This is a genomic window from Rhodococcus sp. NPDC057297, from assembly GCF_042667435.1.
GTDB lineage: Bacteria > Actinomycetota > Actinomycetes > Mycobacteriales > Mycobacteriaceae > Rhodococcoides.
On record NZ_JBHUZE010000011.1, the window covers coordinates 116,392 to 128,953 of the forward strand.

12 protein-coding genes are annotated in these 12,562 nt (G+C 62.4%); 10 read left to right on the top strand and 2 right to left on the bottom strand.

Annotated elements, in window-relative coordinates; all coding sequences use genetic code 11:
- The first annotated feature begins 71 nt into the window (after positions 1-71).
- A complete protein-coding gene (locus tag ACFULT_RS24980) occupies positions 72-1,460 on the top strand; it encodes an MFS transporter (RefSeq protein WP_371828895.1) in 1,389 nt (462 codons plus the stop codon).
- A 10-nt stretch (positions 1,461-1,470) separates the two neighbouring features.
- The gene (locus ACFULT_RS24985) at positions 1,471-2,760 is read left to right on the top strand and encodes a benzoate/H(+) symporter BenE family transporter (protein WP_052059532.1); all 1,290 of its coding nucleotides are present in this window, start codon (positions 1,471-1,473) and stop codon (positions 2,758-2,760) included.
- Between the two features lie 2 nt (positions 2,761-2,762).
- Here the strand turns inward: ACFULT_RS24985 and ACFULT_RS24990 are convergent, their stop codons facing one another.
- Positions 2,763-3,533: an IclR family transcriptional regulator C-terminal domain-containing protein gene (locus ACFULT_RS24990; protein WP_037112994.1), complete on the bottom strand. Its 771-nt coding sequence runs from the start codon at positions 3,531-3,533 to the stop codon at positions 2,763-2,765.
- 183 nt (positions 3,534-3,716) lie between these two features.
- Here ACFULT_RS24990 and catA point away from each other — a divergent pair, with 183 nt between their 5' ends.
- Genes catA through catC form a run of 3 tightly spaced genes read left to right on the top strand, consistent with a single transcriptional unit; the run spans position 3,717 to position 6,052 of the window.
- Positions 3,717-4,580 (top strand): catechol 1,2-dioxygenase, encoded by an 864-nt coding sequence (catA, locus tag ACFULT_RS24995; protein ID WP_037112996.1) that lies wholly within the window; start codon positions 3,717-3,719, stop codon positions 4,578-4,580.
- Positions 4,581-4,630: 50 nt separating this feature from the next.
- Positions 4,631-5,752 carry a muconate/chloromuconate family cycloisomerase gene (locus tag ACFULT_RS25000; RefSeq protein ID WP_378482829.1) on the top strand — a complete coding sequence of 374 codons (1,122 nt, stop codon included), beginning with the start codon at positions 4,631-4,633 and terminating at the stop codon, positions 5,750-5,752.
- Positions 5,753-5,770: 18 nt separating this feature from the next.
- The gene (catC, locus tag ACFULT_RS25005) at positions 5,771-6,052 is read left to right on the top strand and encodes a muconolactone Delta-isomerase (RefSeq protein WP_037112999.1); all 282 of its coding nucleotides are present in this window, start codon (positions 5,771-5,773) and stop codon (positions 6,050-6,052) included.
- Positions 6,053-6,131: 79 nt separating this feature from the next.
- Here the strand turns inward: catC and ACFULT_RS25010 are convergent, their stop codons facing one another.
- Positions 6,132-7,394 carry an ROK family protein gene (locus ACFULT_RS25010; protein WP_378482830.1) on the bottom strand — a complete coding sequence of 421 codons (1,263 nt, stop codon included), beginning with the start codon at positions 7,392-7,394 and terminating at the stop codon, positions 6,132-6,134.
- 150 nt (positions 7,395-7,544) lie between these two features.
- On the opposite strand from ACFULT_RS25010, the gene ACFULT_RS25015 reads away from it, so the two are divergent.
- From ACFULT_RS25015 to ACFULT_RS25035, 5 genes are all read left to right on the top strand, one after another.
- The gene (locus tag ACFULT_RS25015; protein ID WP_378482831.1) at positions 7,545-8,633 is read left to right on the top strand and encodes a Gfo/Idh/MocA family protein; all 1,089 of its coding nucleotides are present in this window, start codon (positions 7,545-7,547) and stop codon (positions 8,631-8,633) included.
- A 52-nt stretch (positions 8,634-8,685) separates the two neighbouring features.
- Positions 8,686-9,966: an MFS transporter gene (locus ACFULT_RS25020; RefSeq protein WP_378482832.1), complete on the top strand. Its 1,281-nt coding sequence runs from the start codon at positions 8,686-8,688 to the stop codon at positions 9,964-9,966.
- 114 nt (positions 9,967-10,080) lie between these two features.
- Positions 10,081-10,944 carry a hypothetical protein gene (locus ACFULT_RS25025; RefSeq protein WP_217900743.1) on the top strand — a complete coding sequence of 288 codons (864 nt, stop codon included), beginning with the start codon at positions 10,081-10,083 and terminating at the stop codon, positions 10,942-10,944.
- Positions 10,945-10,999: 55 nt separating this feature from the next.
- Positions 11,000-12,025 (top strand): sugar phosphate isomerase/epimerase family protein, encoded by a 1,026-nt coding sequence (locus tag ACFULT_RS25030; protein WP_378482833.1) that lies wholly within the window; start codon positions 11,000-11,002, stop codon positions 12,023-12,025.
- 85 nt (positions 12,026-12,110) lie between these two features.
- Positions 12,111-12,554 carry a heme-binding protein gene (locus ACFULT_RS25035; protein ID WP_378482834.1) on the top strand — a complete coding sequence of 148 codons (444 nt, stop codon included), beginning with the start codon at positions 12,111-12,113 and terminating at the stop codon, positions 12,552-12,554.
- Positions 12,555-12,562: the final 8 nt, after the last annotated feature.

A 12,562-nucleotide genomic window follows, 5' to 3' on the forward strand; every position in this document is an offset into this window, starting at 1 on the left:
TCGAGATGCTCGTCACAGTGACCGGCTTACGCCTACCTCCCGACGAACCCTCTTCGATCTAAGGATTCTCCATGTCAACCTCACAACTTCCACCACCAGGATCACCTGCGCGCATGGCCCCGGACGGATGGGTCAGCAACGAACATCGCAACAGCGTCCTGTGGATCGTCGTCTTGTCGACCGTCGCGATCGTCTTCGACGGGTACGACCTGGTCGTCTACGGCACCGTGCTACCTACTCTGCTCGCCGACTCGTCACAGCTCGGGCAACTCGATCCAGGTACGGCAGGCGCGCTCGGTTCCTACGCGTTGGTCGGTGTGCTCGTCGGGGCGTTACTCGCCGGTGCTTTCGGAGATCGCATCGGTCGACGTAAGACGATGCTCACCTGCATCGTGTGGTTTTCGGTCGGCATGGCCGCAACGGCTTTGGCGCACAACATCGGCACCTTCGGCGTTCTTCGCTTCCTGACCGGAATTGGAGTGGGTGGTCTGGTGGCGACGGTCGGTGCGATGATCGCGGAATTCGCACCGCAAGGTAAGCGAAACCTGTTCAATGCCATTGTCTACAGCGGAATTCCAGCCGGCGGTGTATTGGCATCGATTGCGGCGATCACCCTCGAGGACTCGATCGGGTGGAGGGGATTGTTCTGGCTCGGCGCGCTTCCGCTGGTGATTTTGCTCCCGTTGGCGTTTCTGCGCATGCCGGAATCGCCGCGATGGCTGGTGGCGCGCGGAAGGGGCGCCGATGCCAAAGCTGTCTGCGACCGGACAGGGATTCCGATGCCCGTGGCCGAAGCGAACGAGACCGGCGATCGCGTCGGATTCGCCGCGTTGGCGCGTAAGCCACTTCTGCGGCCCACAGCGTTACTCGGCATGATGAGCTTTTCCGGATTGTTGCTCACCTACGGCCTGAACACGTGGCTGCCACAGATCATGTCCGAAGCCGGATACAACGCGAAGGGTTCGTTGTCCTTCCTGCTCGTCCTCAACGGAGGTGCGATCGTCGGTGGGCTCATCGCCTCGCGCGTGGCAGACCGGACCGGCCCGCAGAAAGTCGTCGCGGTGACGTTCTGTCTGGCGGCTCTCTCGCTGATCGTGTTGACCGCACAGCTTCCCTTGGGGGTTCTGCTCACGGCTGTCGCAGGCGCCGGCGTCGGCGCGATCGGAACCCAGGTTCTGATCTACGGGTACGTGTCGAACTACTACCCGACCACTGCACGCGCAGCCGGGGTCGCCTGGTGTGCCGGATTCGGCCGGCTCGGAGGCATATTCGGCCCTCTGATCGGCGGGTTCCTCCTCGGGGCAGGCATCGCCTCGTCCACTGCGTTCTACCTTTTCGCTGCAGTTGCGCTCATGGGTGCGCTCGTGACGGTCGCTGTGCCGAAGCGGCGGACCTCGGTGGGTGCGCCTGCAGCTACCACGAACGACGCATTCACGACGATCACGGAAGGGAACAGGTAGAAGTCAGGAGATGAGTATCGACCGTGCTGAAATCCGGACCGTCCGGGGCGGACTGGAGATCCCGACCGAACGGCCACCGCGTCTTCGAGAGATACGTGCGGATGTCGGGGGTCGCTATGTCGGCGCCGGCGCGACCGGTGTCCTTTTCTCCGCGACAGGTCCGGTCGCCGTCATCATGGGTGCTGCCTCTGCCGGATCGCTGACCGCCACTCAGACGGCATCGTGGATCTTCGGGGTCTTCGTCCTCAACGGACTGCTCACCGCGGTCGTGTCCTGGGTGTACCGGATGCCATTGGCGTTCTTCTGGACCATTCCGGGCACAGTACTGGTTGGACAGGCCCTCCCGTCTCTGACATGGCCGGAGGTCGTCGGGGCCTACATTCTGACCGGTCTTCTCATCGGAGTGCTCGGCGCGACAGGCCTGGTGGCACGAATCATGTCGGTTCTGCCACACAGAGTCGTCATGGCAATGGTTGCGGGAGCATTCTTGTCGTTCGGTACCGACTTGATACGTTCGGTCAGTTCGGATGTCGCGGTGGCAGGAAGCATGGTCGTCGCGTGGGTGTTGATAATGCGGTCGGCTCGACTTGCCCCGCGCGTACCCGCCGTCCTGGTCGCACTGCTCGTCGGTCTCGTAGCGCTGGCGCTTACGGGCGGATTCGTCGAACTAGGCGATGCCGAAGCGGCACTCCCACTCGTCGGACTGCCCGAACCGACCGCGCCCCAATTCAACTGGGATGCTTCCGCCCAGCTGGTGATCCCGCTGGCGATCACTGTGATCGCAGTGCAGAACGGGCAGGGGGCCGCTGTACTCGCCGGCGCCGGCCATCGTCCACCAGTGACCGTTGTGACGCTGCTGTGCGGTGTGTGGTCCGTGCTCGTGGCACCGTTGGGGGCGGTCTCCACCTGCCTCGCCGGTCCCACGAATGCATTACTCGTCGCAGTCGGTGAACGCCGCAGGCAGTACATATCGGGGATCGCGTGTGGTGTCATCGCCATGGGAGTAGGAGTCGGCGCGCCGATTCTCGTACGGGGTCTCGACTCCGTTCCCGATTCTTTCATCTCGGCTCTCGCAGGCTTGGCCATGCTCGAGGCGCTGCGTGGGGCGTTCGTGGCCGCGTTCAGCGACTCCTCGGGCGGCACGGCTGCGAGAAATTCACCGTTGGGTCCGTTGGTGACGCTCCTGGTCACCATTTCTGGAGTGCACGCGGTGGGCCTCGGGGCACCGTTCTGGGGGCTCACCGCGGGGGTGGTCGTCACCTGGGTCATGGACCGACCCCGCAGTATGCACTCACCGTGACTCTAGGCGCGATAACCGAGGTCCTCGCTCAGACCGTTGGCGGCGGCGAGGACATGGGGGAGGGCGTTGACTCTGAATTGGTCGACGGTGTTGCGAGCAGTAGACGTAGAACACGCGACCACACCGACGACGGATCCGACGGCGTCTCTCACCGGCGCAGCCAGCGAGATGAGCCCTTGTTCGAGTTCCTCGGAGATCAACGCATACCCGTGCTCGCGCACCGCCGCCAATTCGTTCAGGATTGCCTGCCGGTCCGTGATCGTTCCCGGAACGAGTTGGGTGAAGTTGGTGGCGTCGAGGACATCGTCGATCGATTCGGGTGGCGCCCACGCGAGAAGTGCTCGGCCCATGGAAGTGGCATACGCAGGCACGCGGGTACCGACCGAGACGTTGATCGACATGATGCGTCGGACCGGTACGCGTGCCGCGTAGACGACGTCGGGCCCGTCGAGCACTCCGAGTGACGCGGACTCGTCCGTCTGCTTGGCAAGTTCCAGCAGTCGTGGCGTCGAAGCATCCAGCAGCGAGTGTGTCTCGGTGTAGTGCTGTCCGATGCTGAGCACGCGCGGTGTGAGAGACCATCGTGTGCCGACGCCCGTGACGTAGCCGAGACGCTGGAGTGTGAGCAGAATTCGTCGAACGGCAGGCCTGGACAGTTCGGTAGCGGACGCGATCTCGGCGAGCGTCGGATTGGGTGTCGATGCGTCGAATGCCAACAGAACCGCGAATCCCCGTTCGATGCTCTGGATGTAGTCACGTTCGTTGTCGCTCAACGGAAACGTCTTTCAGGTAGAGGCGGTCGCCTGATGTTGACAACCGCGTGTGAGTCAAGGCACAGTGTCGGTACGCACTGCGGACTGACTGTACGCATAGCGTGCAATCTTATCAAGTATCGAACCGCCGAGAGCTCAGCCCGGCCCTCGCGCACCCACCCTCCAGATCCGAGGAGACACCGAATGACCACAGCAGAAGCTCACAACGACACCGCGACCTCGCCGACTGCAGTTGGTTCGGGTACGGCTGCGACCGACAAGTTCAAGAACGAGCGTGTCTCGGCGGACACCCCGCCCGAGCGAGTGGCAGCGATTGCGAAAGACGCGCTCGCTGCACTCAACCAGGTGGTGCTCGATCACAAGGTGACCTACCCCGAGTACCGCGTGCTGAAGCAGTGGCTCATCGATCTCGGCGAGGGCGGCGAATGGCCCCTCTTCCTCGACGTATTCCTCGAGCATTCCGTCGAAGAGGTTCTCGCACAGAGCCGCCAGGGAACCAAGGGCAGCATCGAGGGGCCGTACTACATCGCGAATGCCCCGGCACTTCCGTCGGTAGCGACGCTGCCCATGCGCGACGAAGATCGGAAGATCACCCCGCTGATCTTCTCCGGCCAGGTGAAGGATCTCGAGGGCAACGGAATCGCAGGCGCTCACGTCGAGATCTGGCACGCGGACGACGACGGGTACTACTCCCAGTTCGCACCGCACCTGCCCGAGTGGAACTTGCGCGGGGACATCACGGTCGACGACGACGGTCGGTACGAGATCACGACCATTCAGCCTGCGCCGTACCAGATCCCGACGGACGGCCCGACCGGCGCATTCGTTGCAGCGCAAGGGGCGCACCCGTGGCGACCGGCTCACCTGCATCTGATCGTCTCGGCCCCGGGCAAAGCGTCGGTCACCACGCAGCTGTACTTCCGTGGGGGCGACTACGTCGACGACGATGTGGCAATGGCCACCAAGCCCGAGCTCATCCTCGACCCGATTCCGGGGGACGACGGCAAGAACCACGTCAGCTACGACTTCGTGCTCGACCCGGCCTGACGGTCGCCGGCGTCACCATCGCAGCTGCCACCACCGAAGAAAGTAGGCCGATGTCCGACCTGACCATCGAGTCCGTCACCACCACCATTCTCGACGTGCCCTTGGTGCGCCCGCACAAGTTCGCAACGACGTCGATGACGGCCCAGCCGTTGCTGTTGGTCGCCGTGCGCACCAAGGGCGGCGCAGTGGGGTACGGCGAGGGCGTCGTTCCCGGAGGGCCGTGGTGGGGTGGTGAGTCCGTCGAGACGATGCAGGCCATCGTCGAGAAGTACATCGTGCCTGTTCTGGTCGGCCGCCGCGCCGACGACATCACCGGAATCCAGCGGGACATCGAGCGTGTCGTGGCCAACGCGCGCTTCGCGAAGGCATCGGTCGACGTTGCTCTTCACGACGCGTGGGCACGCTCGCTCGATGTTCCGGTGCACACCCTTCTCGGCGGCGCGTTCCGGCGCAGCGTCGATGTGACGTGGGCCCTCGGTGCTGCGTCGGCCGACGAGATCGTGGGTGAAGCGCAGGAGAAGCTCGATGCAAAGCTCAATTTCAGTTTCAAGCTGAAGATGGGTGCACTCGACCCGGACGAAGACACCGAACGCGTCATCCGCATCGCACAAGCACTCGAGGGGAAGGCAGGCGTGCGCGTCGACGTCAACGCTCGGTGGGATCGCCTCACCGCGTTGAAGTACTTGCCCAAGCTCGCCGAAGGCGGCGTCGAAATGATCGAGCAACCGACTCCCGCAGATCAATTCGAAGTGCTGGCCGAGCTCAACGCGCTGCTGCCGGTGCCGGTCATGGCCGACGAGAGTGTGCAGACGCCGCACGATGCACTGGAAATCGTTCAGCGGCGTGGTGCCGACATCATCGCTATCAAAACGACCAAGAGTGGCGGATTGAAGAAGAGCGCGGAGATCGCCGCGATCGCGAAAGCCGCCGGCATCTCCTGTCACGGTGCGACGTCCATCGAGGGGCCCATCGGTACAGCCGCCTCGATCCACTTCGCATGCTCCGAGACCGCGATCGATTTCGGCACAGAGTTGTTCGGCCCCTTGTTGTTCGACGAGGAGCTTCTTCAGACACCACTGAAGTACGAGAACGGTCAGGTTCACCTGCCGGAAGGCCCGGGCCTGGGCGTCGAGTTGAACCTGGACGCCGTCAAGACGTGGACTCGAAACTAGTGAGTAGGGACTGAACACATGACGCTCTTTCATGTCCGGATGGACGTAGCCATCCCGCACGATCTGGACCCCGACGTACGTGCCGACATCGTTGCGCGCGAGAAGGCGTATTCGCAGCAGCTGCAGCGTGACGGCAAGTGGCCCGAGATTTGGCGAATCGTAGGACAATTCAGCAACATCAGCATTTTCGACGTACGTGATGGTGACGAATTGCACGAGATACTGTGGAATTTGCCGCTGTTTCCATACATGACCATCGAAGTGCAGGCGCTCACGCGTCACGGCTCCGATGTGAAGTAGTCGGCTGGCCTGAATCTGTACGGCTGCGCTCGCCTCGTCGTGTGGTGCGCCAACGCTATCGGTCTCGTTCGCAGCTCGTCTATGACAGCTGAGCGGCCAGTAACGTTGCCACCGGGGTCCCCTCTGCCACCCAGTCGGGGAGGGTGCGCGAGAAAATTTCGTGTGCGGCGAGAGCGGCTGCCCCGCGGAGCCCGTCGTGACCATCCGAGATCGGTGCAACTATCTGCAGGTTTCGGGTAGCGAGAGGAAGCGATCGCCGATACACAGCCTCCCGTACACGCGCGAGGAACCCCTCACCGAAGGCGACCTCGTCTCCTCCGACGATGACCAACGACGGGTTGAATACGCTGACTGTCGACGCGAGCGCCTCGCCTATCGTGCTCGCTGCCGCGGCCACCGCAGCCGTGCTGTACGTGTCGCCGGCATCCATTGCCTGCAGAATGTGTTCGAGGGTCAGGTCATCTGTGTTCTGCAGGAAGCCGGCGAGGATGTCACTACGGCCGGCTCGGGCAGCGTCGGTCGCGTCGCGAACCAGAGCCCAGCCGCCGGCGATTGCCTCCAAGCACCCTATCTGCCCACAGCGGCACTCTGTTGTGGATCCCGCGACGGCAATGTGGCCGATATCGCCCGCGGCTCCGTCTGCACCTCGGTGAATGCGACCGTTGGACACCAGTCCCGCGCCGATTCCGGTTCCGACTTTCACGTACATGAAGTTGTCGGCTTCCGGCGTCATGAGCCGTTCGCGTTCGCCGAGCGCCAGTATGTTGACGTCGTTGTCGACCCAGACCGGAGCGTCGAGCGCGACTGCCAGGTGGCCACGGACATCGAAGCCGTTCCACCCGGGCATGATCGGTGGCGCTACCGGGCGTCCCGATACGTACTCGACAGGTCCTGGGAGTCCCACACCGACGCCCCACACCGGCTTGTCGAGGACATGTCGGAGTTCCGATCGAAGAGTTCGCACGATCTCGTCGAGAGTCTTCGAGGGGCCGTGCGATATTTCCCAGTCGACTGTGTGTCTGCCCAGAATTTCCCCCTGGAGGTCGGCGACCCCCACCGTGATGCGCGACGGTCCCAATGCCGCCAGTGCCAGCCGACCGGACTCGCTCCTGAACCTCAGTAGACGAGGTCCGCGCCCGCCCGTGGAGGCGCCGATTCCCGATTCTTCCGCCAAGCCCAAGTCGATCGCCAGGTCGACTCGCTGCCGCACCACCGCGCGACCCAGACCGGTTCGGTCGGTGAGTTCCTGGCGTGTGAGTGCGGTGCGGCTACGCACCATTTCCACGATGTGCGCCAGCGTCGTATCCGCAAAGCTGGTGTTCGGTCGCGCGGCCTCGGTCATGTCTACCTCTGTGGTCGGGAACTCGTCGATCTTATTGGATCGCCTGTTGTTGACTTCTGGCGTTCACAACCATAAGTTAGCTCATATCAACCAGAAGCTGTGTACTGCGTCACTGCGTCACGCGCCCCACCTGCTCTTTCGAGGACTTGAATGAACCACGCGATCTCCACAGCATTCATCGGTACCGGTTTCATGGGCCGAACCCATGTGCAGGCTGCGCGGTCCGCCGGCGCGCGGCTTTCCGGCATCGTCGGATCTTCGATCGAGAGCGGCGCAGCCGCTGCAGAACGCTTCGGGATCGACAAGGCGTACCCCACGTTGGACGCGGTACTCGCCGACGACACCATCGACGTCGTTCACATCCTCACCCCTAACGCCTTGCACTCGGATCAAGCCATGAGCGTGGTCCGAGCAGGCAAGCACGTGGTCTGCGAGAAACCACTCGCCACCGACCCTGCTGCCGCGCTCGCGCTGGCCACCGAGGCCGCCCGCGCCGGGGTCGTCAACGCTGTCCCCTTCGTCTACAGGTTCCATCCGATGGTCCGCGAAGCTCGCGCTCGGATCACCGGCAACCGAGTACTGACGATCAGTGGTCGGTACCTGCAGGACTGGCTCACCGGCACCTCGGACAATTGGCGAGTCCATTCCACTTCCGGCGGCAGATCGCGCGCCTTCGCAGATATCGGATCGCACCTCGTCGATGCACTCGAATTCGTCACCGGTAGGCAGATTGTTCGTCTCGCCGCGCGCACCTCGATAGTCGAACCCACACGAGGTGGCCGAACCGTCGAGACCGAGGACGCCGTCACCCTGATATTCGAGATGGACGGCGGGGCGATCGGATCGGTATTGATCTCGCAAGTGTCGGCTGGACGTAAAAATCAGCTGGCGTTCGAAATCAGCACGGACACTGTGACAGTGGCATTCGATCAAGAGCACCCCGACGACTTGTGGCTCGGCGCGCTGGACGGAGGCACGACGCTCCCGCGGGAGCCGCGGCTGCTCTCGTCCGACGCTGCGCGGTTGTCCGTGGTGCCCGCCGGACACCCTCTCGGGTACGTGGACGCGTTCAGCGCTTTCGTGGCCGACGTACATCGCGCAATCCGGGGTGAAGGCGTAGAGGGACTCCCTACCTTCCAAGACGGATTACGAGCAGTTCAGCTGACCGACGCGGTACTCGATTCCGCAGCCGGCAACCGATGGATCGAGACGAGCGCTGCCCACCTTCGCGCCGCTTGATCCGAACGAACGCAACCCTTCCCATCCACGCACACCCTCCTCGGAGAACGACATGACCACTCAACTCTCGCAGCATCGCGTCGCACCGACGATGTTCGGCCGCCTGTCCGTGATGATGCTCCTTGCCTATATGGCCTACGGATCGTGGTGGGCCACGCTAGGTCTCGTTCTCACCTCGAACGGACTGAATTCGATTGTCGGCCTCACCTATTCACTTGCTGCCGTCGGCGCCATGGCTTCACCGCTTCTGGCAGGTGCGGTCGCGGACCGGTTCTTCGCCTCCCAACGGTTTCTTGCCGCCCTCTACGCGATCAGCGGTGCCATTCTGTTCGCGATTCCGCCCCTGATCACCGACTCCAACGCCACCTTGTTTCTGGTGGTCATGTTCATCTACCTCTTGATTTTCCAGCCCACCAACGCAACGCAGAACAACATCGTATTCGCCAATACGCCCGAGAACTCCAACTCATTTCCTTTCGTTCGCGCGTTCGGTACTGCCGGGTGGATCATCGTCGGATTGTTCATCGGTCAGAACGGACTGTCGGCCAGTACTTCGATTTTCTACATCGGCGGGGTGCTGTCACTGATCCTCGCTGTCTATGCGCTCACTCTGCCGAACACGCCACCTCCGGCGCGAGGCACCAAGTTCGTCTGGGGTGACGTCGTCGGGGCGAAGGCCTTCGTGATGTTTCGGCAGAGGAGCTTCACCGTTCTCGTGATCTGCCTGCTGCTCGCTGCGGTACCGATTTCGATCTACAATTCATTCGGTTCGACGTACCTGCAACTGGCAGGCGTTCCCAACGTCGCGTCCTTCATGACAATTGGGCAGGCCACCGAAATCGTCGCTCTCGTGCTCATTCCACTGATTCTTCGGCGGTTCCGAATCAAATGGGTCCTCACGGTCGGTTTACTGGCCTGGGTCGTGCGAGCAGTGGCGCTACTCGCCATGACGGACGGCAACATCTGGCTGGTCGTAATCATCGTCGCGCTCCACGGAGTATGTAGTGACTTCGTTCTACTCGCGGCGTTCATGTACGCCGACGCAGCGTCGCGTTCGGAATCACGAGCTCAGGGACAGGCGCTGATCCATTTCATCTCGTTCGGCGTCGGCAACGCAGTGGGATCCGTCGTTGCGGGCGAGCTGTTCAACACGTTCGTCGGTTCGTCCACCGATCTCGCTGCGTGGAATCCCCTGTGGTACATCGTCGGGGGGATCACGGCCGTCGCTGCGACCATCATGATCGTCTTCTTCAACTCGTCCTCGCATGGGCGCGCATCCGTAGACGACGAGGAGTCGGCTGCTCGTGTTGTCGCCTCCGAAACCCCGGCCTGACACTCACCGACTAACCCACCTTGTACAGAAAGTAATACATTGATTTCTTCGCGCAATTCCAAAGGTATAGAGGTCGACCGCTATCCTGGCCGAGACAGGCTGCAGGACAATCAAGTGTCGCAGTTGATCATCGCCGATGTGGTGTCGGGAACCGAGACGGTGCTGAGGGAGTTCGATACCCTCGTTCAGTCACCGAACTGGACTCCCGACGGCAAGTGGTTGATCATCAACGACGATCGCGGACGCCTGTTGCGAATGCTCGCCGACGGCACCGCAGAGCCGGAAACCATCGACATCGGCGACGTCGTCGATGTCAACAACGATCACGTTGTCTCACCGGACGGGCATCGAGTCTATTTCAGTGCGGGCGGTCATCTGTATTGCGTCAGCCTCGAGGGAGGTGACGTTCGACGAATTTCGAACGAGCACCCGGAGGAAGAGCACTACAGTTACTGGCTGCACGGAGTGTCGCCGGACGAGTCGACGCTCGCGTACGTCTCGGTCGAGCCGGAAGGTGACGAGCCGCGCGCACGCAGAAACCTCGCGACGATCTCCACCAGTGGAGGGCCGGACAATCAGATCACCACCGGCGTGAACGATTACGACGGTCCCGAATACTCGCGTGACGGCCAGTGGATCTATTACAACTCCGAAGAAAATGCCGAGATCGCAGGGCATGCACAGATTTTCCGTATGCGCCCGGACGGCACGGAGCGCGAACAGCTCACCTTCGACGAACGGGTCAACTGGTTCCCGCACTTCACGCCCGATGGCACCGAATTCGTCTACATCAGCTACGCACCGGGTTCGATCAGTCACCCGGCGGACGTGGACATCGAGCTGCGCATGATGCCGAGCGACGGTGGCGAATCGAGGACCGTGGTCACGTTGTTCGGCGGTCAGGGGACGATGAACTGCAACAGTTGGGCTCCGGACGGACGCCGATTCGCGTTCTTCGCGTACCCGTCGACACTCTGATCACTCCGCGACAAACTTGTCGCTCAGGGCAATTTCAGTCGAATCGAGGACGGTCATGACCGAAGTATCGCGCAGTACGACCCCGCCCGTGACGTTGTTCACCGGCCAGTGGGCAGATCTGCCTCTGGAGGACGTTGCACGCCTGGCGGCATCGTGGGGGTACGACGGCCTCGAGATTGCTGCGTCGGGTGATCACCTGGACTTGCTGCGCGCCGACGAGGATCCTGCCTATCTCGGTGAAAGGTTGGAGATCGTGGAACGTCACGGACTTCGGGTGCATGCAATTTCCAATCACCTCACCGGCCAGGCTGTGTGCGACGACCCGATCGATTTCCGGCATGAGGCCATCGTGCGGCCCTACACCTGGGGTGACGGGGAGCCGGAGGGGGTTCGCCAACGTGCCGCGCAGGACATGAAGCGCGCGGCACGTGTTGCGCGACGTCTCGGTGCCTCGGTCGTCACCGGTTTCACCGGTTCGAAGATCTGGCCCTACGTGGCGCAATTTCCGCCGGTACCGGAATCCGTGATCGACGATGGATACGAGGATTTCGCCCGTCGATGGACACCGATCCTCGATGTGTTCGCCGAAGAAGGCGTTCGGTATGCGCACGAGATCCATCCCTCCGAAATTGCCTACGATCACTGGACATTGGTGCGGAGCCTGGAAGCAATAGACGGACATCCGGCGTTCGGGGTGAACTGGGATCCGTCGCATATGCTGTGGCAGGGCATGGATGTCGTCGGTTTCATCTGGGACTTCCAGGATCGCATCTGCCACGTCGATTGCAAGGACACTCGTATTCGCCCGGCGAACGGACGAACCGGCATACTGGGTTCACATTTGCCGTGGGGTGACCCGCGGCGACAGTGGGACTTCGTTTCGACCGGCCACGGCGACGTCCCGTGGGAAGACTCCTTCCGTGCGCTACGCGCAATCGGCTATAACGGACCGTTCTCGGTGGAGTGGGAGGACGCCGGAATGGACCGTCAGCACGGCGCGGCGCAGGCTGTGGACTTCGTACGAAACCTGTTGTGGGAACGCCCCAGTCACTCTTTCGACAGCTCGTTCAGTAACCAGTGACCGTGCACAGTTCCACCGGCCGCAAGCGGTATCGGGCCGCAGATGACACATCCTTCAGCACTGCCCACACGAGGAGCGAGAAACATTGACCTACCTAGCGAGCTCACTCGAGTTGAGTACCGACGCATTGAACACCATGATCAGAGCAGCGACAGACTGTGCTGCAGCTGCCGGGTCGACGGTGAGTGTGCATGTGGTCGACAGCTCTGCGGCGTCCGTGGCCTATCTCAAGATGCACGGTGCTCATCAGGGGTCTGGGCCATTGGCTCACGACAAAGCCTGGACAACTGCAAGTTTCGGCGGTCGTGGCACCGAGGAACTGGGCGACTGGCTGGCGACGGTGGATCAGTCGACTCGCGACGCAATCCTCAGACGACCCCGTTTCACGATCCTGCCGGGGGGAGTGCCGATCTGGGACGGCGAGGTGTTGGTCGGTGCAGTCGGCGTCTCAGGCGGACCCGGTGATGTCGATGTCGCGTGTGCGCGAGCCGCGCTTCGTGCGATCGGTGTGGCGGAGAACGGAAAGTGAGTGCAAGT